This window comes from Candidatus Dependentiae bacterium (genome assembly GCA_016871815.1).
Classification (GTDB): domain Bacteria; phylum Babelota; class Babeliae; order Babelales.
The window spans coordinates 1-25554 of sequence record VHBT01000013.1 but is presented as its reverse complement, the minus strand read 5'-3'; the positions used below and the strand labels follow the sequence as shown (position 1 = coordinate 25554).

Genomic DNA, 25554 nt, shown 5'->3' with positions numbered 1-25554 from the left:
GATATTGCAAATGAAATGCTTGATAGTCTTTCAAGCGAACATGGAATTGGTATTTTAAAAAAAGTTGATAATGTTACCGACCAAAAGCTAGTTATCAGGTTTGCAGACACTTCATACCCTGCAATCAAACCTCGCGGCAGCACAGATGATTTCTCCACAGAAAATGTAATGCAAAAAACAGCCGCTGTTTTTGGATCAATGGCGCTTATGGGTCTTGTCGGTATCGCTGTTTTAAAATCAAACAATCAAAAAAGTCTTATCAACTTGCAACAAAGAATGCAGAAATCTAATGATACATTTAATGAAAAAATAGCTGCAGAAAAAGAACGCCTTGAAGCCAATCAATCTGCTAGCCCAGGGGAAAAAAAAGAGGGTGATCCAAAAATTGATGAATTAGCAAAACAACGCGCAGCTCAAGGTAAAAAATGGAGCGATTTTATCTCAGAACAACGCAAAAAAGAAGATGATGAGTTCGCCTCAAAACTCAAAGACCCAAATCTATCTGCACAACAAAAAGCAGATCTTCAAAAAAAAGATGCCGAACGACAAAAAAATCGTACCAGTGCTGACTCATATCAAGAAAGAATCTCAGAAGCCCAAATGCAAGGCGGGCTTTCAAACACACTCTGGGCAGACAGAAAAAATACTCGAAACGAATGGCTGAATGAAAAATCAAATTTCTCGGAAGAAATTAATGAATGGAAAGGCGTACGAGGCAAAAATACCACCGCAGACAGAGAATCCGATAAAGCATTTTATGACTCTTTACTAAAAATGACACCAGAAGAACGAAAAGCCGCACAAGAAGCACGAAACAAAGAAATCGCTGACAAAAAAAATGCCGCTGTTGATGCAAAAAAAGAACGTAATCAATATTGGAAAAGTGCGCGAGAACAAGGCGGGTTTACAAATAACGATGGCTCTGCAATGTCAAAGTCACAGATGGTAAAAAAAGTCTTATGGAATAACGCCCTTAACAGAGGAAACTCCTCATCTAAAGATGAATCAAAAAAACGAAAAAACAAACTCACCGCTGTTGCAAAAGTTGCTGCTATTGGCGCAAGTATTGGAGCCCTTGGCGCAGGGCTTGCCGCTATTGACGACTCATCATCTACGATGGTTACCAGCCTTATCCCCTGGGAAATTCCCGATGGAAAATTTAGATGCCCCATTTATAAAAATCCACAAATCCTCGGCTTTGGCTCAAGCTTTATTCAAAATTTTGAAGAAGGCTCTATCTTAAAAATTCAACGACTTATGGGCTCAGGAGCTGCATGGCTACAAAATCCCCTTCCCTCCCCACTCAACTTTACTCTTCGATTTAAAGTGCGCGTTCAAGACGCTGGCGGAGTTCATATTTTACTCCGTAAAGGACTCAATTTTTCTTCCCAAGAAGACTCCGACCTTAATTATCAAACAAAAATTATGTTAGGCGTTTTTGATAACTCCGCAACTGCAATCGTCGATAACGGCGAAATCGTCGCCCAAATAAAAAAAGATCAGTATCCTGCAGCTGCAATTCCACCAGGAATATTTACCCCATATTGGCTTAGCTATAATAACGGATTTATCATGCTCGGTTTTGGCAATCCCGGAAATAACGTCATTTTAAGCTGGCAAGACCCTGACCCCGATTTATCAATCGATCGAATTGGCTTTAGTTGCGACGTCTCAAGTGTTGAATTTAGCGAAATGTATATCTCTCCTGCTATTGAACCTGTTTTTACCCCAAAAGAATATTTTTCAAATAAATCAGAACAAACAATTCCATCAAAAACTGTTTGGCTGCAACAACAACTGAGAGAACCTGGTCGAGGCATGATTGGAATCAAAAAAAAGGGTTCTAGCCCGCTTAATGTTATCCTTGCACTTGAAGGAAACGATGATGCGCCACAAGTTCAATTTACCCTCGGCTCAAAAATAGACGAACCTATTATCGTTCGCTACAAAAGCTCCGAAACTGGCCAAACCGTAGAAGAGCAAGTTGGTGTAATCTCTGATCCCTACGAATCAAACCCCGCTGAATACGAAACGTTTTGGATTAGTAATTTATACGGTCAATTTACGATTGGTCACCCAAAACCACCCAAAGACTATCCAGAAAAAGAACCGAAACAAGGAAGCAATTTAATCGCGTGCGCAACAATCCCTTCTCTTGCAACAGCAGATGTAATTGGACTTGCAAGCGCAACCGATGATTCAGTGGTCGTAAAAAATATTTCTGTCCATCCCGCAATCGAACTCGAAGAGTTCTTGCCACCTGGATACATTGAACGAAGAAAAATTGCCGGAACCTTAAAATTAATTTCACCGTTTGCGTATCAATTTAGACAAGCAGGACAATCTATCGAAGTTAACGATAAAATCTCAGGCCAAACATGGTACCCTGCAAAAACACCACAACAAAGCGCCACCTATTTTTTCAATACGATCATTCACCCTGATGGCGACCTTGAAATGAAAGATCTTGGATCTCCAAAAAATATGGTTAAATTTGGTATCAGTGCTGCTGCAACTGCGTTACAACAAGCCGCAGGGTTGGTAAACACGACCGCAACAAAAATTGGCCAAACTGGTGTTGACCCAATAACACAAATAATCACCGCTGCTGCAAGTATTGGACTGACTGGTGTTGCTCTTGGCATAAACACGGCCGGCGCTGCATTACAAGCAGAAGCAAAACATGGATTTAGAGATCAAAATGCATATGTGTTCACAGAAAAAGCAAACAAAGAGGCTGCAGGATCTACAACCGTCACCCCTGAAATTCAAGAAAAAAGAGAATTGATTGCTCAATTAATTGCTCAATCAGAACGAAACAAAGCAGCTTATTATGAACGACTCAGCTCGCTAAAACTTCTTGAAAAGAACACAGAGATTCTAAAAAGCGGAAGTATTTGGACAAAAACTGTGGCCGATCGGCACAAAGAAAAACTTAACTACTTTGAACAATATGTAAACAACTATAAAAAAATTATTTCTCTCATAGACCATCCAATGATCATAAACCCTTCAATCAAAGAAGCTATTTTTAATGGATTATTTTTTATCTACCAATCTGTCGCAACTATTTACACACAAAAAGAAGACCTTCCTCAAAAACAAATTATGACAGACGCTGTGATTGAACTTCTCATAAATGCACGATTAAACCAATACGTGCTTAACAACAAAACAAATGATGATAAATTTAGAGAAAGAACATGGTCAAAATGGATTCAAGATCTTGCATTATCAGCGATAACACAAGATCCACCACAAGATTTTACTCTCAACCCAATGTTTGGCGAATATGTGTGGCTTGATGAGCCCTTCACTCTTCCATCTGGAGCAAATGGATCTGTTTTTTTTGAAGCAAAAAGCTTAGGTGATATTTTTGTTGGATTAATCGACAATCCACAACTTGTACGAAATACCGAAGCAGATTTATATGAAGTTGTTTTTGGCGGAAACAATAATAGTTCATCATTCTTGAGAATAAAATCATTGGGCCGATCAGTTGCACAAGTTTCAGCAGTTGATAATCCAAACGCACAAGTTACTCCAATGGTCAAAGAACAATTTTGGGTATCAATTAAAAACGGAGTTGTTTCTGCGGGCAAAGGAGACTGGGGCGAAAACAAATTGTTTGAATGGCAAGACCCATACCCTCTTGCAAGCATTAAATACATTGGACTTTCTACCTGGAATGGACCTGTGTCGATATCAAACATCAAAGTCGGACCCGCGGTAGAAGACTTAACACCAGGCCTCAAAAAAATGTTACTCGCAAAATCGTATGCAAAAAAAATATCTGATGAAGAAAAAAATAAAAAAACGTTATTACAAGATACATTTTCTGATCTAGATGAAAATGATGCACTTGCAAATGACAATCTCACTCAAAATGATTTTGAACGTAATGATTCCTTGTTATACGATCAACTTGAGATGCCAGATATCGATGAATTAACCAAAGATGTCTTAGAAGAAAATATCAATCTAGTAACAAAACAAACCAGTCAACTTAAATTACTCCCTACACAAAAAACCACTCCTCAAAAACCAACTGATAAAACAAAAACAACAGACAAAGATGGAAAACCACAAACAGCTGCCCAACAAAAACAACAAATGGCTCAGATGGCTGGCGGATCTCTCAGTGGGCTGGCCCAAGAATGGCGACAACTTGTTGGAGCAAAAGGAATAGCTGGCAATATCAGAGAATCTCTTGCTAAACGAGCAGAAAGAATTAAACAAAATAACGAGAAGAAAAAAGCTCTTGCGTTAGAAAAAAGCAAGGCTCCTGAACCTAAGGAAAATCAAAAAATTTCAATACTCAAAAGATTGGTCAAAAAGATTACACCACAAGATAAATCGAGCACAAAAAAATCACCGCGAATTGAAGCTGTTAAGCCAACTACAACAGATACACCAGCTACGCTTGTTGCTCGCTTTAAAACAAGTCTTACTCGACTAAAAAAAGCTCTCACAAGAAAAAAAGGGGCTCGTAAAGAATCACAAACCCCTGCAACTGAATCAAAGACTGAACCAGAACTAAAAACAACTGCCGAATCAAGCGCCCCAAGGCTTCAAGCTGGACTTTAAGGCTTCGGCTGGATTGTCAAAAGCAAATGCTCTCACACGAGCCTCGGGAACGTTTTTTGCAACATACTGATAGCCACAGCCATAATCTTGGTACAACGAATCAATATAATTCTGAATTGAGTCAAAGTCTTTTTCTTCTTCCGCGTTCAAGAAAACCTTTTTTAAGCGAGGTAAATTTCTGTAATTAAAGTAAGACAACGTTGCCTTAGGATTTACCAGAGAAATAACATGGCTCCAAATAGATTTAACCAACACTGCATTCAATGAATTAAATGGAATTCCCATAACAACTGCATCAAACTTAATGCCTGGATTAAAATCGGTAATCGACATATTGTGGATTTTAATTCGCGGATCTGAGCCAAATTTTGCTTCAAGCATTTCGCACAGCTCAGATTCGAGCTCAACCAAATGAAGGGTATCTGTCTGCCCTAGCTTTTCGATAATTGCATGTGTAGAAATGCCAGTTCCTGGTCCAACTTCAAGAATATTTCGAGAAACACCTTCAACAGAAGGTTTAATATGATCAGCCAACGCCTGTGCAAGAAATTTTGAACTTGGTGCCACCGCGCCAATAACTGTGGGTCTTTTGCAATATTCAATAAAAAATTCAATACACTCTTTTGGTGGATTTCCACAAGATTTTTGAAACGCAAAATACCCCGCAAGGGCAGCGCCCACAAGAGCTACACCTGTACCAGCTGCAAGAATTATTTTTTTCTCACGACTTAACGCTGGTTTAACTGTTGAAAAATTCAATCCAGCTAAAAGAACTAAACCCAACAGATTTTTTTTATATTTAACAAACATCACTATAAACCCCTCCCCAAGATTACATAGATTGACCAGTAATACATTAATGCCACTCTTTTACTTTACTATAAGCAGTAAAATTCCCAACCGGATATCCGGACTTATACAAATAAGGCCCATTTATGCAAAAAAAGGCCATTTTTTCAATGGCCTTTTTCAAAAAAGTAAGCTTTTATTAAAAATTAAACATCAAATCTAATATCCGCAGGATTATTAAACTTAAAGTAAAATGTATTAATCGGTAAAACGTTTTTGTACTCGGTAGCTTTTCCTACACCATATAATTTATGTAAATCACTCAAAAAGGTTAAATTTACCTTATAATCCGCAGTTTTCTTTGCATCAAAGAAATATTCCATTTTTTTGAGTTTATCCATTTGGCAATACGCCACATACGAAACCGTTCCACCATCAGCAAGCATTCGCAAAACATGTGCCCAAATGTCTTTAACAACCGCAGCTGGGAAGGCATTAAACGGAACAGTAATAACAATCGAATCATATTTTTCAGACGGCTTAAAATCCTGGATCATTTTTTCATGCACCGCAATATTAAAATCTTTGTATTCTGGTGAGCAAAATTCACGCTCTAATGATCGACACAACTCAGGCTGCATTTCAACCAAGTCCAACGTATCACCTGGCACCATTTTTTTTACCAATCTACGCGTGACCGATCCTGTTCCTGGCCCTACTTCCAAAAACCTACGTGGCTTCTGGCCAATTTGCTTAGCCTGAATACATGCAGTAGCAGCATCTCCAAGATATGGCGAACAAGGCCCAAAGCCTCCCATTTCTCGTGGATTTTTTGCAAATTCTTTTGCAAACATCCAGACATCGTTCAGTGTATTTCCACAATACAATTGGGCACCAACATACAACGCTGAAAGAACAGCTACTACACCAAGGGTCTTGGCAGATTTACTCAAAAAACCAGCTTGCGTAGGTGTTGCAAAGCTAAAACACAATGCAACCAAAAGACCTTTTAAAAACAATTTTTTATACATGCGACAACTTCCTTTATTTTTATTCTTTAAACAAAGCTTTCACTGCTTCTATCGATTTTTTTTGCAAATGAGTAACAGTTATTGGAGGCCAACTCGCAACAACGCGAGCAACTCCCAAGCCACAAACATCAAACATTTTTTTCAAAAATAATTGATGCTCTTTGAACTTTTTATTTTGATCACCAAATGTTTTTAGGTTAATAAGCGTCGATCCACCCATTAATGCAACATACGAAATTGGAGCATTCTCAACCGCCAAATTAAATGTATGCTCCCACATTTGCTTCACGAGCTCAAGCGGTAATAAATTATACGGAATCGTTGAAATAATAACATCATAGGGTTGTTCTGTCGTGAAATCCAAAATTGAACAGCAATGAATTTTGACACGTGGGTCTGATACAAATTTTCGCTCAAGAATGTCACACAACGGGCGCTCAAGCTCTACACAATCTAAAACATCATTTTCTGTCATTTTTGATAGAATTTCACGCGTAACAATCCCAGTCCCAGAACCGATCTCTAAAATCCTTAAAGGACGACCCTTTTTCATTTCATCCAAAAGTTTTGAAATTGCTTCTTGGGCCAAAAATTTTGAACAGGGCGCCGGAAATCCTATTTCTTTAGGATGCCTGCAATATTCAACAAAAAAATCGTAACATTCTTTAGGAGAATTTCCACAATACGCTTGTGTCACCAAATAGAAAGCAAATGAAGTAATCCCAAAACAAGCAAGCTTACGCAATAAAGGCTTTACCTCACGAGCTCCAAGAGCTAACAAAACTAATAAAATTAAAGATTTTTTACTAAAAAAAGCCATTTTTATCATTTTTTACAATCACTGATAGATATATAAAAACTATCAATTACAGAAAAACTTTCAAAAGGCATCCGGCAAATGATTTTTTATTGATCTTTTTTTGAAAATTTCAATAAGAAAAGCTAAGATAGGGGTTTTTTATTATTTTTTGATAAAAACAATAGATATTTTTAAAAAAAGTTTAAATTCAAAGAAAAAATATAATTAAAAAATTGTAACATACTCCAATCAAAATAAGCTTTTAAAATAAAGCCCCAGACGACGATTAATAAACATTATTTTTTATAGAAATAAACAAAAACCATGAAAAATCAATTCTTTTTATTATTTCTTTTTTTATCTACTTCTCTACTTTTTCCGGTCACAAAAGTGCACAACCCTGATGGGACCATTGTGTACCAATGCGATCATTGTGATGAGACTTATGAATTAATCAACACGGCAAATATTCACGAATTGCTCACCCATCCCGCAGTTGAAACTAAGCAACCTAGTAGCGATCACCTATATCGCAGAGAACAAACTGAAGAAACACCTTCAGATCATTCAAAGCTTCATCTGAAACCACTACTAATAAACGAAGACGCTCAGAAACCGAGACAGAGACCAAAAGCTTATCATCTGCAGAAACCCATAAACGAACTCTCACCAGCGAAAAACATTATAAATGCGAAGTATGCGGAGAATCTTTTACCCAATCAAGTAACCTCAAAAGACACAACAGAACTCACACTGGCGAAAAACCTTTTAAATGCGAAGTATGCACAGAATCTTTTAGCGCATTAGATAACCTCAAAAGACACTGTCTAATTCACACCGGTGAAAAACCTTTTAAATGCGAAGTATGCGGAGAATCTTTTACACGGACTGAAAAGCTAAATACACACAAACGGACTCACACCCGTGAAAAACGTTATGAATGCGAAGTATGCGGAAAAAATTTTAGCCTACCCTCAGGCCTGAAGATACACAAGCGAACTCACACTGGTCAAAAACTGTATGCCTGTGAGTTTTGCAAAAAAAATTTTAGTGTAGCCTCAAGCCTGATCAAACATAGACGAACTCACTCAGGCGAAAAACCGTATAGTTGTGAAATTTGCAAAAAAAAGTTTGCTGTCAATTCAGATCTGACTCGACACAAACAAATTCACACCGGCGAAAAACCATATACCTGTACAGATTGCGGAATATCTTTTACAGAAGGCTCAAGCCTGAGAAGACACAAACAAATTCACACCAACGAAAAACTTTATGAATGCAAATATTGTAAATACAAAACCTCAAGACAAGATATCCTCAATCGACATAAAAAAAGTTGTAAAAAAGACACAAAAATTGATGTCGCAGAAGATACCAATGATACTGTGAATAAATATTAATTTTTAGAAAGAATCCTTTTTTTAATTTTTTAATAAAAACAACTCTGCCTTATTTTTTATAACAATTCTTTCTTTAAACTCTGTACAACCCATTCCATAAATAGCTAAAAAGACTGCATCTGCACGTTTTTATTTGTGGATGTGATGCCAGCGTGATAAGTGTAAAAAAAATAATTCTTCTCACAACAATAAGCTTTTCAATTTTAATGTATTGCCCCAAATCAGAGCATGGTATGGGTTTTTTACAACGAGTGAGAAACAACTCAATATACGCAATCGACTTTTCACAAGAAAAAACCTTACTCGATTTTCTCCCAGAAGGAACTGTTATTAGAATAAAATCGCTCCGAAAAGAATATGGCCCTACTGGTCGATATTATGCGGTTCGTAGATTAGTTGGCGCTTATCGCCTACAAGCAGACACCATTGATCCTGAAGATACAGCTACTCACTTTGTGGTCAAACGATATGTTGCGCGAGATTTCTCTGAATACATGGGATTGTACTCAGATTCTGCGGAAGGACTCTTTTTACAAACAAATGATTCAAGAGCTGCAACATTTTCGCTCCAAGATATCATGAGCGATACCAACGCCTCTGGACATTGGTCAATCGTTGATGCATCGGGCGAAGAAAAACCAGACCAGAAAAACTTTTTAGACCCTCAATATGCCTCAACAGTCTTTAATGCATGCTACCTTAAATCACGCGTTTCAGGCTTTATGCAATCACGCGGAACGCCACAAAATTATACCGGACTCAAAGCTCCCGTCAGCAAATCTGTGAATGCCGTTCTGTCAGGAAACGCTAGCTCAACAAGAAATACTAATAATTCAAATCCAACAGGAACTCCCCAAATTAACCAATCAGGAACCGGAACATCCAACGGCACCAGTTCAACAACTCCAGAAAAACCAAAAGAATCTCCAACCGCACTTGGATCCTTAAAATCACTTTCTACCGATCGTTGTATTGCGCTGTGCTATCTTAGCTCCTCAAATATTTTTGCAATCAAACAAAATGGAACACCACTAAGAAAAAAAGAAGATGATTCATGGGAAGCGTTGGACCAAGGATTAAATGGTGCTGTTTTAACTTCTATCTGCGGAGCAAATGATGGCTCACTGTGGGCAACAGATCAAAGTAATAATCTCTGGTCATTTGATGTTCCATCTGCAACATGGATACGCTCACCACAAACACCAGCAACCAGCTCAGTAGTTAAAATTATTCTTTCTGATGCATCTAATGTATGGGTACTTGGGAGCGATGGCGCATTATTTCAACGAACAAAAACAGATGAATCTTTTGTATGGAAAGTTCCTTCTTTTTCGCTTCCAGATGGCGGCATTAAAGACATCAGCATGACCTCTGATGGAACAATGTTTGTAATTAGCAACGATTCAAAAATTTACAAAGGAACCAGAAACAACGACTCCTATTCTTTTTCACTCTTTGCTCACCCTGCAAACCTTGTATCAGAAGTCCCATTTACAATCGCGAGCGGATCGCCAACATTTGTTTCTTTCACGACATCAAAAAACGAAGTATACATCCTTGTGGATGGAAAAAGCGGATCCACCAAGGATAGCTGGAAAAAATTAACCCAAGATGATCAAACAACACCTATCAAATTTAGAACAATTGCCGGATTCAAAGATAAATCTCTTGTTGGAATTGTATCAAATAGCGGTCAATCAAATGACAATACAATAATGCTTGTCTCCAACATAAAAACAACCTGATCGGAGTAAAAATTCATGATAATTAAAAGTTTAAAATATCTTTTGTTACTCCTTTGCGTCTCATCGCCAGTAAATATTAAATTCTCCCCAAAGGGAGGCAAAAAAAACAACACCGCAGCTCCAGTAGCGCCATCTGCGGCCGAACTAGCAGCAGCTGAAAAAGCACGCCAAGAAGCAGAACGATTAAAAATATTAGCCGACCAGAGAGCTGTTCATTTTGGCGATAAAATTGTCATCCGAAGCAAGACTGCCTACAACACAATAACAGCAGCAAATGGACAAAGCGCATCACTTGCCCTGCGTTCTGCAAAACCTGATTTAAAATTTTCTGATGCCACAAATCAATTATGGTATGTAAAAGGAAAACACACTAAAAGCGATCCTTGGAATTGCATTCCTGGAGACGATGTAAAAAACGGAGATATTGTTCGAATCGAATCAGTTCAACATGGAACAAACTTAAGCTGTAGCGGATCTGGCGATTCTGTCATTCTCGTTTTAAATGGAACTAAAGGAATCGGTTCGACCAAAGACAACTGGAAGCTTGTTGCACAAGGTGGATCTATCTGGCGATGGGGTGCTCCATTTTCCTTAATCAATATCGACACCGGATTTGTTATCAATGCAACAGCGGAAGGCGGTATTAATGTAATCAAATCATTAGCTGCAAAACCAAAATCTAATGCCGATGAAATTCCGGGAACCGACGATGCAACTTCAAAAGTCTTACAAGAACAAATGAACAAAGCAGACAAAGCTCAACAAGATGCAAGTACTCAACCAAATCAGACTCAAGCAAAAAAAGAGGCTCCAGCAAAACTTGATACACCTGCACCTGCAGATCCTCAATCTACTACGTTTTGGGTGTGCGACGCACAAGTTGCTATTCCACCAGAAGATGATATCGCCTGGACAGGATCTCCCTCTGGATCGCCAGCAGAAGCAGATGATTCTGCCATGGTTGCTCTTGAAATTGTCAAACTCGGAATGGGTGGCGGAATTCCACCACAAGCAACACAAGATTTTGTTGCACTCAGTGCAGACAAAAAACCGTTTCTCTCTGGATTTGCACGGGACACGATTGATGGATTTACCTCTGGCTTTATGCTTGATGTCAGTCCTCTGCGCAACAAAGGTGCTGCATGGTTGGGAGAATCTCTCAAGACCCCTGGCAGGGCTACCATTCAATTTCGCGCTAAAGCAGAAGACAAAGGAGACATTCAAGTTGTTTTTGCGCAAGATATTGGTATCGATTTTGCATACAAAATTCGCCTTGGCGCATACGATAACACCAAATCCGTTATCACAAAATATGAACGTATTGGCGCCCTTCTTGTGCCTCAAGAAGTTGCCGTTATTCACGTTGACGAAAACCCCCTTGCAGCGACTCGACCTGGCGTATTCAGTGATTATTGGATTACACTTGATAATGGACTTATTTTTGTTGGCGTTGGACCAAATCCCGGCGAAAATATCTTTTTAACATGGCGAGATCCAACGCCGCAATCAGATATCAGACGAATTGGCTTTGGCACAAACATGACAGGCGTTGTATACACCGAAGTAAAAGTTCGCCCTCCAATCAAATCTATTCCACCAACTCGAAAATATTTTCCAAGCGAATTCATTCAAGCGCAACCACCAACAATTACCGCAAAAAATTGGGGCTCTACCTTATTTGTACCAAAAACAACTGCTCCTGACGAAGCAGGATCTGCAGAATGGTCAGCATTTCCTCTCCGAGTTCCTGGTCGCGGTAGTTTTAGCGTCAATCTGAATGGAACAAAAGAAACCGCTGTAATTATATCTGCATCAAAAGACACTTCAGACGATTTTTATGCAATTATCTTTGGCGCAGAAGGAAATGACGGAATCAGAATCAAAAAACACCTCAAGGGAGAATCTTCATACACAACACTTGCAAGCGTTGGAAGCAAATTTTATAACGCGCTCAACTTATCACCAACTAAAATGTCAAAATTCTGGGTGAGCATCACTCGTGGCCAAATTCTTGTTGGTATGGGAAATATTGGTGAAAATATTGTTCTTGGCACACAAGACCTGCTGCCACTTCTTAATGTTTTTGAACTAGGATTTGTTTCAAACTCAGGAGAAACCGGCACATACACCAACTTAAATATTACATCTCCAGTTGCTCTTGATATCACGCAAGAAGAAACATCCTATCAGCGAACTGCAAACCAATATGTGTACAGTGGATCTGTGTACATCGTGCTTCCATTTGAATACCAAATCGACCAAGAAGGACAAGCCGTTAAATTTATGGACAAAATTGGTGGTCAAACATTCTATCCAGGAGCAACACCACAACAAGATGCAAAATACTTCTTCATGATCACAGTTCAACCAAATGGATTCCCTCAACTTGATTGGGTCACTGAACCTGAAAATAAACAAATGATTGAACTGCAGAAAAAAATCACCATCAAACAAACACTTGCTGAATCGCTTGCAAGTGCTGGTCAGAGCGTTTCTGGTAGTGGTATGATTGGGGGTATTATCGGTACAGTTGCAAGTATGGCATTTGCCGGAGCGTCTGCTGGCGTTGGTGCTGAAGTTGGTAAACAAAAAGCAGAACTTGGTGCATATCGTGATGCAAGCGCATACGTGTACACAGACAAAATGTCGAACAGGGTTTTAGGAAACGCAAGCGTTCCTCCAGAAGCTCAAGCAAACGCTCTTGAAGCTAAAAGCAAAATGGATCTTGGTGGAAAATGGACACCATCTTCGACCGAAAAATACGAACGTTTAATTTCCCTCTATCAACAAGTTGTATACTTGGTTAATCACCCATACGTTGTACAAGATCCATCCATCAAACCAAATTTATTCAGCAGCATCACAGCTCTCTACAAAGCTCGCCAGGTATTGTACCCGGGCATCGAATACGAAGGCGCACAAGCTGCATATAACTCATTGCTCAGCTTACTTATTTCCGCTCATGACAACATTTACTTAATTAATCCAGACAAACCAGATGAAGCAAAACAAAAAGATATTTGGTACACCTGGATCAACGAACTTTCGCGAGACTTGCTTGCAAACCACGCGGAAAAACCTGTTGATCTGCAGCCCTTCCACGGAGAATATATTTGGCTCAGCTTCACCCTAGAAAAACTTAATAGCGGAATCGTGTCATTTGAAGCAAAAGGCCTTAGCGATATTTTTGTTGCGTTTGGACAATCTACTTTTAAAACAAGAAACACCAATAATGAAATTTATGAAATCAATCTTGGTGGCTTTGAAAACACTCGAACAGTGATTAGAGTACAAAGTCTGGATACCCCAATCGCACAATTCACTCGAGAAGAAAAACCCGATGCAATGCTTGACTCATTAGACTTTAAACGATTCTGGATTATTCTTGATAATGGAAAAATCATGATAGGAACAGGTGCAATTTCAGAGACAAATAAAGTGCTTGAATGGAGAGATATTTATCCGATTCAACGACTTAAATATGTTGGATTGAGTACATGGAACGCTCCTATCAGCTTTAGAAATATTCACGTCGGACCGTTCTCTGACTTTGCGGCTGCTGCAAAATGGGATCCTGCGAATAAAAAAGAAGTACCCAAAAAAGCTCCCGCAAAAAAATAATTTTGACGATCAAAAGTAAGATATTTAGGCTAACTGAAGACGATTGTCTTTAAATAATTTTTGTATGAAAAACGAACAACACATTTTTTTTATCCATGAGCCCGCCCTGGATGTACACTCACTTTCACTTTCGATGAATGTGACATGTACAACGGCAACCAGTTATCGAATCGCAACAATCCTCAGACTGCGCACAGGAGAGTCAGTCTGTTTGTTTAACAACAACACGGTAATAACACTTCTATTAAAAACGATCAACTCAGGAAAAAAATGTTTAGTTGAAGGAACAATCACAGATATCAAAATTCAAACCCCCCTGCTGCCACAAATAACATTATTTTGTGGCATGACAAAAACAAGCACATTCGAAGAAATTTGTTATAGCGCAACACAACTTGGCGTTTCTGACATCATTCCAGTAAAAACTGAAAAATCATACACAAAATCGTACACCGAAAAAGATTACCTTAAATTTTACACTCAATCCGTAGCCGCAGCCGAACAATCAAAACAACTTTTTTTGCCCAAAATACACCCCCCAACAACCATCTCCGAATTACAAAAAAGCTCTACACAATGGGATAATTTCATATTTTTTGAAGCCGATGGCGCTCCATTTTCAACAATCATCTCAAATATAAAAAAAGCACCGCTTTTTGTGTTTTTTGGACCCGAAGGCGGACTTTCACATCAGGAACAACAAGAACTCACCGCCTTAAATGCAAAAAAAAGCTCTTTGTGTCGCCCTATTTTAAAAAGCCAAGATGCTGTTTTGGTGGCAATCGGAGCACTTCGCTCACTTATATAAAAATACGCATATCTAAGTTGAAACCAGATAAAAAACCTTTTGCTGGAATTGGTTCTAAATCATTTTGTAGAGTCATAAAAATGAAACTTTTTAAATACTTACAAAAATATGCAAAAAAATTATTTAATCTTTCTTGGAGCATTAATACTCACGCTCCCCATGGATCTTATTGCCCCTCCAAAAAAAATCGCTGTTGATGGTGCTGCTGCTGCTGCTGCTGAGGCTGAGGCTGAAACCGAAATTGGAGCTGAAACTAGAGCTAGTTCTAGATCTAGAGGTAGATCTAGAACTAGAAAAGAAAAAGCTAGAGCTAGAGCTGAATCTAAATATAAAGCGAGAGCAAGTGCGAGACGCAGAGCGAGAGCTCAAGTTAGTGCTGATAATAGAAGTCGAGCTAGAATTAGAGCTCAAGCTAATGCTGAAACCATAGCCCAAGCTAGAGCTGGTGCTGATGCTAGAGCTGGTGCTGGTGCTGGATCTAGATCCCCTCGATCAGCAAGTCCTACTCTTTTAACACAACTAGAAATCGAAATAGATGAGTGCAACATCAAAGTGGACGAACTAAACAAGAAAATCAGGCCTATAGAAAAACGTATAATTAATATTCAGAAAACATTAAATAATTTAGCATCAAGATCAAAGGTTAAAAATAATCACGAAGTCTCCCAGATCAAAATTAATTATTCTTTCCTAAATAAAGAACTGCTCGAACTAAATACTGAACGTGAAACAATATATCAAGAAATAACGTTTTTAGAAAATCGAAGAAATGAGCTTTGTGATCGATCAAGACGAGCGTACGACAAGGCGAGAATGCTGACAGAAACGCTCTTGGACACAACTACTCATGAATCTAACTCTACCCCTATGTACCATCAAGCTTTAATTGATTCTAACTCAACATACTATACGACAGCACCAAGTTTCAGAATTCTTCCATGCGACAAGGCGTTGCTTTTGAATGTAAATAATGAAGTTATTGCCAAGAGTCTATTGGAACTTGCCCATCATAATGATGGGGTGCATTATGGTCGCTACCTTGGCGATCGAGGGGACTCTCTATGCCAGTTTTACAAAAAGGTTGCAGGGCGGAGCGATTCTCGCATCTTCTATACATATGACAGCACGAACAACACCATCTATATTCATTTTGCAGGCCCTAAAGCGGAAGCTGAAAAACACAAAAAAACTTTTGCAAGAAGTCATTTAAGCTGTTCCCCATAAAAAATAATTTTTACAAAATTTTAAAAAATGAACAAACTTAGAATATGTAGTTTTTTTAAACTCATCTAAAAAACAGGTTTTTAAACATGCTCTCATATACCAAAAGTATTATTTTAATAATCGCTAGTTGCTTTTTGGGTATGGCCCCATGCCCAACAGCAGAAGAAGAAGCACAAGAAATCGTTAATAAAATCTGTACATGGTGCGAGAGTAGCATATTAGAGGACAAAAAACTTCAATCAGCGAATGAGTTAAGGCTCATTTTTAATGAAAACATACCCAAAGCCTTCCAACTTATTAAGCCAGATGGTTCAACTATTAACCTTATCCCTCCTTGCATTATAGAAGCTCGTTCTCTAGCTCAACATGCGATCGCGGAGATGACACCCTTAGAATTAGGGCCTATTGCAGCCAATATAGTTGATTTTTACTTACAAACACGCCGAGACCTTGCATTGCCTGGACATTCTGGAAATATTTTTGATGGAACACTCGACATAGAAGGCTATTCATGCGGAGAGCTTGAAAAATATAGCCAAGCCAGGAAAGCAGAGATCTACGGAGACTCAAACCCCCCGCTCTCTGAAGTTTGTCCCGTATTTAAAGCGATAATTTACAACGAAATTTTGCTGTACTATGTATTTAAAGGACTTATTTTACTCCACTATCTCAAAGATTCTTATGAAGCTCAAAAAGAATTCGTAAAAGTAAATTTTGAACAGTTAATCGAGTTCAAAAAAAACTACATACGAATATACGCCGACGGAAATCCTGGTCGCTCTATACCTCTTAACGATCTAGAAGATGCACTCAGAGTTAGTGTTCAAAGAATGTTAAGAGATCAACTCGCAAGATAAGATCCGCATAGCCAAAACTTTTTCAAAAAAAGTTGAAACCTAAATAAAAACTTATAAACTTTCGTTGTCTTTACAAATTATTCAAGAAAGAATTTTACATGGAACAAGAAAAAGTATTAGTAGTCGGAACAAAAACACTCTTTCCTGAAGAAAAGTCTCTTGATTTTATCGCAGGAGATTTTGAACATTACGCAAAAAAAATTATATCCAGTAGCGAATTTATCGATCGAAGCATTGCAGAAACCGATATTAATTTTAAACAAATTATCCCGTATCTTGTTTTCATGCACGATAATAAGGTTTTCATGATGCAACGAAAATCAACAGCGGGAGAGCAACGACTCAAAAATAAATTATCTCTTGGGATTGGCGGACACATCAGAGCAGAAGATTTTACTCTTGGCGCTTCAATTATTGACTGGGCTCAACGAGAATTTGAAGAAGAAGTTTCGTATTCAGGAAAAATTACCTTCAAACCACTTGGCATAATCAATTCAAACGCATCTCTGGTTGATCAAGTTCATGCAGGATTTGTATACCTCTTAGAAGGTGACTCTCCATCAATTGCGATCAAAGAAGAAATGAAATCAGGAGAACTCGTTTCACTCCAAACATGTAAACAACGTTACAATGAGTTTGAGCGCTGGAGCCAAATAATTATCGATGTTCTTTTAGAAAAATAATATTCACACCATGTTAAAAAAATATATTTTTTTTGCTCTGTGTAGTTTTGTAACTACGCAGAGCGTCTTTTCGCTTGGCCCCCAACCAATAACGCTTATCAAAGTTGTAAGCTCAGGACTTTTGGTAAAAATCTTATTCAATACATGTATTAAAAAAAAATCACCGCTCATCATTCCACTCGAAATCGTTAGTCATGCTGTTATCTCTGGTTTCATCTTTTTTGCAATTGCACATAGTCAGTTTTACCAGAAAAATAAATGTCCCGTTTTTGAAAAAATTTGGTTTTGCAATGCATGCATAGGCTATATTTTATTACAAAACAGTGACATGTTTTTTTATAAAAAAGCTTTTTCATTCAAAAAATATCTTGAAATGTGTATAAAAACGATCATTCCCCTCGCTCACAGCTTGCCCTCTTTTTTTTTGACCTAAATAGCTCATTTAAATTTTTATTTAGAGCCCCTATTCAAAAAAAAAATTCCATGTTTCTCTATTCAAGGAGAAACTATTAACACCCTAAATAGGAGCAACTAACAATGATAAAAAAAAGATCATTACACCTTTTTGTGCTTTTAATTTTAATGTTTATTACATTCAACCAAAACTCTGTTTTTGGAATGCAAGCAATCGAACAAGCACAAGCCTCATTATTAAAAGAATCAGAACTACAAAAAGTAACTAATGCGGTTAAAGGATACATGATCGCAACACTTATCTGCTTTTTTATCGAGGGATATTTTGAATATCAAAATAAATATCTACACTGGCTTTACGTAGATATGCCCCCTGTTGCATACCTGATACGGTTTTTTATAGGAGCCCCGCTCAAAGGATTAACCGTTTATTCTGCTTCTGCCTTAAATCGCTATATATCCAAAAAAAATGGTCGAAATTGCAACGTATACGCACCTCAAATCACGTCTCTTATTCTGCAGGGAATCGGTTACTACTTATCATGCTCAATTTACGATAAGGACAAAACTCCATTTTCTCGCTGCTCAGACCCAAATGCACTGTTAATTATCGCCATCGCAACTCAAGTACTACCGATAATAATTACCCATATTTTAGATTATAAAACATCCCAAACAGCGACTTTTCAATGGAGCCCCGCCTGCACCGCGCGATTAACAGCTGGAATGACAAAACATGCGATAGCAATGGTTATGGCAAAGCTTTCATAGCCATTTAAAAACAAAAAAGGGACTTCAAAGAGTTTTTCTTGAAGTCCCTTTTTAATCATCTAACAAATATTTTTAATTCATTCGTACTTTTCGATATTTTCGCTTAAAGCTGTTTTCCATGTTGCACCATCATGATACAGGCCCCACATCATATTGTTTGTGCCATCAGAAGAAATCAACACATATCCCAGATTTTGATCAAATGTCGCTTCAGTCAAAGTGCCATTTCTATACCCCAAGGCAGGAATACAAGTCCCATCTGCTTTTTTGATGGTATACAAATAACCGCTACCTAAATAGATTTCATTCATAGCATTTTCTTTTAGCAAGCAACATATCTTTCCAAGACAGTCTTTCTTCTTCTCTTAATCAGGTTGCAATCTCACTTGCCGACTAAGACGCTGTATCAAAATCAGCCAAATCTTGGGCAAACAGCGATGCAGGTGCAGGATTTGGCGTTGTTGGTAAAACATATTGCTCACGCTCATCTCCTGAAAGCTTAACAAGTGTTTTAGTCGGCTCAACAAGCGATACCGCAACGCCGACATGCTCCATGCGTCCTGGAACATCTACAACCTTAAATAATTCACTGCCACGCTGAATGATTTCATCTGGTTGCTTTTCTGCAGCCAATTCACCCAGTTCTCTGTCGGTATCGGTATCGCCAGCACGAGTATAAAAACCATCCCTTACCGGTTGATAGGTTGTTACCCCTTTGTCATGATCATAACCAACCACATACGCAACACCATCGCTGTCAGCAGCTTGCTGTGCTTTTACCTTTGGAACAGTTACATTTCTAGCAAACATCCCGCGAGCGCGAGCTTGAATTTTCTTTGCCGCATCAGTCATAGCGTTAAAAGCTTTACGTGCTTTAAACATTTTCCAGCCAGAGGATATAGTTGTTGCAGAGGTTACCTCTTGTGCCCATTTTTGTTGCGCACGATCAACTCGAGCAGACAGTTGAGAATGTTCATCAAGCAATCTCAAGTGCAATTCTCTTGTTTTTCTAGATTCTCTTTCTTGAGCACCTTGAGCAACTTGACGATCGAGCATCACTCGTTCAAATGTATCCAGAACCTGCTTTGGTGATAAAGCATCTACAGCCGCACGAGAATAACCAAACTCACTCACAAGCTGAGACGCAAATCCATTTCTTACCAGGCGACATTCTTTTAATCTTGCAACAGCATCAGAAAGCGTTGTAGGAAGATCGACCTCACCAAATTGATCACGCAATTCTGCCTGCACTTGCAAAAGATCTGCCTGCATAGGGCTTGGTGAAACTGACGCAGCTTCTACGACGCAAGACGCTCTCGTTTTAAAATCATGAATAGCTCCACAGTCACGCTGCCCGAGAATCAGATTTTTATCTTCTCTTGAAACGGTCTTCCAGCAGCCAGATCCATTGCTACCAGGAAACCATTTTTTAACTTCTTGTTTGCTATTTCCACCAACAATCAAATATCGAAGATCTTTACCATCTTCTATTCCACCGACAGGCTCTGGATTTCCACGATTCAATTGCTGATAACAAACAACTGCTGAGTGTTTTGATTTTTCACGTTGCTTTTTTCGTTTTGCAGGAGATGCCAGACGAGCTTCAACTGCGGCCAAGTCAACAGGAACGTAGCTTGATGCTGGAACGGCTGACGGCACAACTGCTGCTGCAGGCTGCACAACCAATGGCAAACGAGGATCAACACCAGCAAGATCTAGCGAATCTCTCGTCTTAACTTGCCTGTCTCCAAATTCAACTTTATATCCCCCACGACGCAATTGCTCGATTTCTTCCAAACGATCACGCCTTGAAAGAACCAATTTAGACAAACCATCAACAGTTGTCGGAAGTTGTCCTGTGCAACCAAGACTTACAGCTTCTCGCTCTAATTCTTCTTTCCTCTTATTGTATGATGCTATAAAGCCTTCAACAGTCTGAATGTTTGTGTGCTCTCGAAATTTATCAAATTTTCTGCCGACCAAACGATCCAACTGAACATACAAATCTTGCAATCGAGCATCACAAGTGCTTTTAAGCCCTTCTAATTCAGCAAGACTCGAAACTCCCGCTAAACTTTCTAGCCCATATTTTTGAGCAACAACTTGCTTTTGCGCTTGAAATACATGATCCACTGACGGCACAACTGGTGCTGCAGGGGCTGGTACAACAACCCCTCTTTTGGCTGCTGTAAACGCTTCAAGACGTCTCTTATTTTCATCTTTGCCAAAAGTTAGTGATTGCTCTAATCGTCTTAATTCATCAAGAGTAAGTTCTAAATCAGAGACATTGATACCACCACGTGATTGAATATTTCTTAAATAATAATTTCGCGACAGTCTTTCTACATCTTGCTCTCTTTGAAGTCTTGCTGCTACTTCTTGCTCTGCTCTTTGCTTTGCTGCTGCTTCTTGCTCTGCTCTTTGCTTTTCTGCTTCTTCTTGCTCTCTTTGAAGTCTTACCGCTTCTGCTCTAAATCCTTTTACAGAACTAAACGCAGATGCCCCGTAATAAAAGCCCGATCCCAACACATACACTCCCATGGCTGCTTTCCACGCTGCATATCCTGCAGCAACACCAGCACTGAGCGGATCTCTGGTTGGTTGACGTTGCAAGCTCATTTTTGCTTGCTCGTAATGATCTTTCCAGGCTTCTTTAGTTAATAATGCATTGCCCACTTCGCGCAATTTATCTACCACTGTTCGTGTATCAACACCGCGAGTTTCGGTTCCGCGATATGCATTTGCACCAACCTGCGCAGCTTGAATAGCCATAAAAATAAGAACATGCGACAGTGCATGCTTGCCGACAGTTTTTTTATCTACACCGCTAAAAATAGCCGCAACTTCTGCCCGAGATAAGCCTGCAATCGGCGCTTGCGCCAATACCAAACTTGCAACCACTGCAAGTAAAAATTTATTTTTTATATTCATTTTTTATCCTTAATTATTTTTTAAAAGATCTTTTTAACTGTATCTCAAAAAAAATACTCGCTCTCAAAAAACGCAAAAAAGAGATTTTTATGCCGTTTTTGCAAAAAATAGAACCAGTGTCATTTCAGACTGAAACCGGCGACCCTAAATCCTCAACAGGTTGGGCCTTGATTCCCAAGTAATACTCAACAACCCCGAGCAAACAATGACCACTTTTGCTTCCTCGTTTGAGTTCAGAAACCATTCGGGCAAGAACAACCACACCAAACCTGTGCGCGGCAACAAATGAATTTATCGCATACCACGAATAACGATGTCCTACTTTTTCATACAAATATGCACACAAAACAGCCAAGCTTCGGTTGTATCCATGAATACAATGAAACAAAACAGCCTGGTTTTGTTTCAACGCCTGATCCACAAGATCAAAAATATATTTTTTATGCGGAACAAATTGGTCCTGAAAGGTATTAAAAAGAACCATCTTCCCCTCTGCAAGTGGCAAGTAAATCATCCGTGTCTTACCAACAAGCACTTCACGCAATTGCCCAATCACAGAAACCTCACCTGGCACAAAACCAAATGTTTTTTTTAGTTCCAAGCAGCCAAAAAGCTTTTCTAGCAAATCATTTTTGACATCAACATCTAACGATAAATCTGTAAGTTTTTTTTCTATCTCCGCCATTTCCTGATCAAGATTTCCAACAAACAAGATAAGCCCAGGTCTTTCTGGCAATCCACACAAGTCATCTTTTCCCCTTGCAAGATTGCAACTTACCCGATCGTTTCCCAAAAAAAGCTTTCCACAAACATGATGCAAGTGGTCCTTGGTACACACATCAGAAACATACCATGGAATTTGATCATATTTTTTTAATTCAATTGACGCTTTAAGCTGATCGTTTGAAAAATCTACAAAATCTTTTGCGACAAACCGTGCTAAATCTGCAGATAATAACTCCTTGAAAGAATCTTTTTGTGCAGATACACACTCACTCTTTGCAATAAAAGAATTACACTCTCCCTGTGAGCATACAAGCAGCTCTAATGCGCACAACAGCACCGTCAGAAAAAAAAGTTTTTTTCTCAACTCTCACCTTTTGATTCGCAAAACAAACCTAAGAACATCCAACCACAAATCCTAAGCAAAATAAAACGCCCCAGAAAAATCCTGGGGCGCTTTACACCGTATAATTTAATTAAAAATTAAAAACGTTTTTGAGCTGGACGCTTACGCAAACGAACAGATTTTGGTGTTACCTCAATCAATTCATCATCCGCGATCCAGTCAAATGATTCTTCAAGCGTCATCACTTTTGGCGGTTGAAGCTTAACAGCTTCATCTGTTCCAGAGGCACGAACGTTGGTAAGTTTCTTTTCTTTAACTGGATTTACTTCAAGATCGTTGTCTCTGTTGTGCTCACCGATAATCATACTGTCGTAGACATCTGTTCCAGGTCCCACAAACAAAATTCCGCGAGCTTGCAACGTATCCAACGCATATGAGGTAACAGAACCGCCAGCCATAGAAATAAGTGATCCACGAAGTCTGCGTGGAACATCTCCCACGCATGGTTCATAACCAACAAAACGGCTGTTGAGTGTTCCCATACCGCGAGTATCTGTCAAAAACTGTGATCTAAAGCCAATAAGACCTCGTGACGGGATGGTAAACTCAAGACGTAATCTGCTATCACCAAGTGGTGTCATGTTGGTCATAATCGCACGACGACGACCAAGTTTTTCGATCACCACACCTTGATGCTCTTCTGGAATATCGATCATAAGCAATTCAAACGGCTCACACTTAGTTCCATTGATATCCTTGTAGATAACTTCTGGTGCAGAAAGTTGTAATTCAAAACCTTCTCTACGCATTGTTTCTACTAAGATACCCAAGTGCAATTGTCCACGACCCGAAACTTTAAACGTTTCTGGCGAATCGGTATCTTGCACACGAAGTGCCACATTGGTTTTAAGTTCTTTGTAGAGCCTGTCGCGAATTTGACGCGATGTAAGAAGATTTCCTTCACGACCAGCAAATGGAGAAGTATTAACCCCAAGATACATCGAGAGGGTTGGCTCATCGATCGAAACATATGACAACGGATCTGGCTTGCCAACTTCGCACACGGTTGTTCCGATGCTAATTTCTTGCTCAAAACCCGCTACCGCGATGATATCACCAAATTCTGCAGATTCTGATTCTTTTCGCTCAAGACCTTCGATTTGAAAGACTTTTGTTACTTTGGTTGGTTGGCTTACACGATCGGCAGTGCAGCAAATAACTTGCTGGTTAACGTTAATTTTTCCGCTCACTACTCGACCAATTGCAATACGACCAAGGTATTCTGAATAGTCCAAGCTGGTGATCAAGAATTGCAAGTTTTCTTTGGTTGCTTCTGGTGCTGGAATATATTTTTCAATCGCTTCAAAAAGCGGCTTCATTGTTCCAGATCGCTCTTCCGGATTTGTTGTTGCAAACCCAAAACGAGACGAACCATACAGCACAGGGAAATCTAATTGATGATCTTTAACTGCAACTTCCATGAACAGATCTTGAATCAAGCCTTCTGTGCGCTCGATGTCTGCATCTTTACGGTCAATTTTGTTAATGAAAACAATTGGCTTTAAATCAAGCTCAAGAGCTTTTTGCAAAACAAATCGCGAACCAGGAAGCGGTCCTTCTGCAGCGTCAACGAGCAACAATACGCCCTCAACCATCTGCAAGGTTCGCTCAACTTCACCACCAAAGTCCATGTGACCAGGAGTATCAACGATATTAATTTTTAAATGAGGCAATCGAATAGAAGTATTTTTTGCAAGAATGGTAATCCCACGTTCTTTTTCAAGATCGCCCGAATCCATCACGCGATCAGCAAGCGCTTCGTCGTGCTTTAACGCAACCGCACCCGCTTGCTTAAGCATTTCGTCAACCAGGGTAGTTTTACCATGGTCAACGTGTGCGATAATCGCAATATTGCGAACATTTGACCTTTTAAAAGCCATTTTAATTCCTTATATTTTTTGCGGATCAAATCAATGAGTCCACATAATAAAAATGCAGCAACCATTAAAAGTCGCTGCATTTTTGATAAACTAATCTGCTTGAATTAAGCAATATGGCAACAACGCCATTGAGCGAGCAAGCTTAATGTGCTTTGCAACGCATCTTTGGTAGTATGCTGAATTGCCAGAAACTCTTGAAGGCAAAATTTTGCCTCGTTGAGTAAGAAAATGCTTAAGAAAATCGACGTTTTTGTAGTCGATTTGTGCTGCCAAATCAGGATTTGCAGTAAATCTGCACTGTCTTGCTTGTCCAAATGTACGTTTTTTTACAACACGTTTTTTCAAAAGACGTGAACTAACTTTAAGTTTTGCTTGAGCCATGTCCTACTTCCTTATCCTGCAATTTCATCGGTAACAGCTTCCATGACATCTTCTGACGAATGGTCATGAGAGAAACGCTTGCCTGGCGCACCAGACGAGTTGAATGGTCGACCAGGTCTATCGCCACGGCCACGGCCACCCTTAACAAAAGAACCAGCTTCTGCCATCGCTTTGCTTGAATCATAGGCTTCTGGACGAAGATAGACAGTTGGCGCATCGTCTTCAAGACGAACGTTTACGTGTCTCATCATGAACTCACCAGTTTTGATTCTAAAGAACATGTACAAGTCTTTTAAGAATTTATCAACAGTGCTTACAGGAAGTTGGTAACGAACCAAAATATATAAGCCATAGCTTTCTTTTTCTACAGGATACGCAAGTTTGAACTTACCCCATTGGTCAAAAGAACCAAACACACCACCATGTTGCGCAACAAGCGCGGTAATCGACTTTTCAAGAAAAGCACGATCTTCCGCTGTCGATTCGCTGCGCACGAGCATCAAA

At 39.2% G+C, this 25554-nt stretch carries 18 protein-coding genes and 2 pseudogenes; 11 read left to right on the top strand and 9 right to left on the bottom strand.

The genetic code is table 11. The features are described 5' to 3' along the window. Positions 1-4587: hypothetical protein (locus FJ366_02830; protein MBM3894504.1), on the top strand; the 4587-nt coding region annotated here is incomplete at its 5' end. Here FJ366_02830 and FJ366_02825 read toward each other — a convergent pair. The 3 genes from FJ366_02825 to FJ366_02815 form a co-directional block, all read right to left on the bottom strand. After that, on the bottom strand, positions 4555-5400 hold the full coding sequence (locus FJ366_02825; protein MBM3894503.1) for a hypothetical protein: 846 nt from the start codon (positions 5398-5400) through the stop codon (positions 4555-4557). The two genes, FJ366_02830 and FJ366_02825, sit on opposite strands and share 33 nt — an antisense overlap. Before the next feature lie 182 nt (positions 5401-5582). Further along, positions 5583-6407, bottom strand: a complete 825-nt coding sequence (locus FJ366_02820) for a methyltransferase domain-containing protein (GenBank protein MBM3894502.1) — start codon at positions 6405-6407, stop codon at positions 5583-5585. 19 nt (positions 6408-6426) lie between these two features. Then, entirely contained in the window at positions 6427-7236 is an 810-nt protein-coding gene (locus tag FJ366_02815; GenBank protein ID MBM3894501.1) for a methyltransferase domain-containing protein, read from the bottom strand. A 653-nt stretch (positions 7237-7889) separates the two neighbouring features. Here FJ366_02815 and FJ366_02810 point away from each other — a divergent pair. From FJ366_02810 to FJ366_02765, 10 genes and pseudogenes are all read left to right on the top strand, one after another. After that, positions 7890-7958 (top strand): annotated as a pseudogene (locus tag FJ366_02810) (C2H2-type zinc finger protein). Between the two features lie 78 nt (positions 7959-8036). Further along, positions 8037-8129, top strand: a pseudogene (locus tag FJ366_02805) (hypothetical protein). Positions 8130-8186: 57 nt separating this feature from the next. Next, positions 8187-8606: a C2H2-type zinc finger protein gene (locus tag FJ366_02800; protein ID MBM3894500.1), complete on the top strand. Its 420-nt coding sequence runs from the start codon at positions 8187-8189 to the stop codon at positions 8604-8606. Between the two features lie 233 nt (positions 8607-8839). Continuing rightward, positions 8840-10351, top strand: a complete 1512-nt coding sequence (locus tag FJ366_02795; protein ID MBM3894499.1) for a hypothetical protein — start codon at positions 8840-8842, stop codon at positions 10349-10351. Between the two features lie 15 nt (positions 10352-10366). Further along, entirely contained in the window at positions 10367-13972 is a 3606-nt protein-coding gene (locus FJ366_02790; GenBank protein MBM3894498.1) for a hypothetical protein, read from the top strand. A gap of 64 nt (positions 13973-14036) precedes the next feature. Further along, positions 14037-14780 carry an RsmE family RNA methyltransferase gene (locus FJ366_02785; GenBank protein ID MBM3894497.1) on the top strand — a complete coding sequence of 248 codons (744 nt, stop codon included), beginning with the start codon at positions 14037-14039 and terminating at the stop codon, positions 14778-14780. A gap of 108 nt (positions 14781-14888) precedes the next feature. Further along, on the top strand, positions 14889-16004 hold the full coding sequence (locus FJ366_02780) for a hypothetical protein (protein ID MBM3894496.1): 1116 nt from the start codon (positions 14889-14891) through the stop codon (positions 16002-16004). An 86-nt stretch (positions 16005-16090) separates the two neighbouring features. After that, on the top strand, positions 16091-16861 hold the full coding sequence (locus tag FJ366_02775; protein ID MBM3894495.1) for a hypothetical protein: 771 nt from the start codon (positions 16091-16093) through the stop codon (positions 16859-16861). Between the two features lie 98 nt (positions 16862-16959). Further along, the gene (locus FJ366_02770) at positions 16960-17544 is read left to right on the top strand and encodes a hypothetical protein (GenBank protein MBM3894494.1); all 585 of its coding nucleotides are present in this window, start codon (positions 16960-16962) and stop codon (positions 17542-17544) included. Between the two features lie 537 nt (positions 17545-18081). Further along, positions 18082-18729 (top strand): hypothetical protein, encoded by a 648-nt coding sequence (locus tag FJ366_02765; GenBank protein ID MBM3894493.1) that lies wholly within the window; start codon positions 18082-18084, stop codon positions 18727-18729. A gap of 77 nt (positions 18730-18806) precedes the next feature. Here the strand turns inward: FJ366_02765 and FJ366_02760 are convergent, their stop codons facing one another. From FJ366_02760 to FJ366_02735, 6 genes are all read right to left on the bottom strand, one after another. Then, positions 18807-19040 (bottom strand): hypothetical protein, encoded by a 234-nt coding sequence (locus FJ366_02760; protein MBM3894492.1) that lies wholly within the window; start codon positions 19038-19040, stop codon positions 18807-18809. Positions 19041-19122: 82 nt separating this feature from the next. Beyond that, positions 19123-21660 (bottom strand): hypothetical protein, encoded by a 2538-nt coding sequence (locus tag FJ366_02755; protein MBM3894491.1) that lies wholly within the window; start codon positions 21658-21660, stop codon positions 19123-19125. A 124-nt stretch (positions 21661-21784) separates the two neighbouring features. Further along, entirely contained in the window at positions 21785-22750 is a 966-nt protein-coding gene (locus tag FJ366_02750) for a dual specificity protein phosphatase family protein (GenBank protein MBM3894490.1), read from the bottom strand. A gap of 116 nt (positions 22751-22866) precedes the next feature. Next, positions 22867-24669 (bottom strand): translational GTPase TypA, encoded by a 1803-nt coding sequence (typA, locus tag FJ366_02745; protein MBM3894489.1) that lies wholly within the window; start codon positions 24667-24669, stop codon positions 22867-22869. Positions 24670-24759: 90 nt separating this feature from the next. Beyond that, positions 24760-25050, bottom strand: a complete 291-nt coding sequence (gene rpsR / locus FJ366_02740) for a 30S ribosomal protein S18 (GenBank protein ID MBM3894488.1) — start codon at positions 25048-25050, stop codon at positions 24760-24762. Between the two features lie 11 nt (positions 25051-25061). Then, positions 25062-25553: a 30S ribosomal protein S6 gene (locus tag FJ366_02735; protein ID MBM3894487.1), complete on the bottom strand. Its 492-nt coding sequence runs from the start codon at positions 25551-25553 to the stop codon at positions 25062-25064. Position 25554 lies beyond the last annotated feature (1 nt).

Coding starts and splice junctions, on each gene's coding strand:
- FJ366_02820 (MBM3894502.1), bottom strand. CDS start 6,407: ATGTATAAAAAATTGTTTTTAAAAGGTCTTTTGGTTGCATTGTGTTTT.
- FJ366_02815 (MBM3894501.1), bottom strand. CDS start 7,236: ATGATAAAAATGGCTTTTTTTAGTAAAAAATCTTTAATTTTATTAGTT.
- FJ366_02795 (MBM3894499.1), top strand. CDS start 8,840: ATGGGTTTTTTACAACGAGTGAGAAACAACTCAATATACGCAATCGAC.
- FJ366_02790 (MBM3894498.1), top strand. CDS start 10,367: ATGATAATTAAAAGTTTAAAATATCTTTTGTTACTCCTTTGCGTCTCA.
- FJ366_02785 (MBM3894497.1), top strand. CDS start 14,037: ATGAAAAACGAACAACACATTTTTTTTATCCATGAGCCCGCCCTGGAT.
- FJ366_02780 (MBM3894496.1), top strand. CDS start 14,889: ATGCAAAAAAATTATTTAATCTTTCTTGGAGCATTAATACTCACGCTC.
- FJ366_02775 (MBM3894495.1), top strand. CDS start 16,091: ATGCTCTCATATACCAAAAGTATTATTTTAATAATCGCTAGTTGCTTT.
- FJ366_02770 (MBM3894494.1), top strand. CDS start 16,960: ATGGAACAAGAAAAAGTATTAGTAGTCGGAACAAAAACACTCTTTCCT.
- FJ366_02765 (MBM3894493.1), top strand. CDS start 18,082: ATGATAAAAAAAAGATCATTACACCTTTTTGTGCTTTTAATTTTAATG.
- FJ366_02760 (MBM3894492.1), bottom strand. CDS start 19,040: ATGAATGAAATCTATTTAGGTAGCGGTTATTTGTATACCATCAAAAAA.
- FJ366_02755 (MBM3894491.1), bottom strand. CDS start 21,660: ATGAATATAAAAAATAAATTTTTACTTGCAGTGGTTGCAAGTTTGGTA.
- typA (MBM3894489.1), bottom strand. CDS start 24,669: ATGGCTTTTAAAAGGTCAAATGTTCGCAATATTGCGATTATCGCACAC.
- rpsR (MBM3894488.1), bottom strand. CDS start 25,050: ATGGCTCAAGCAAAACTTAAAGTTAGTTCACGTCTTTTGAAAAAACGT.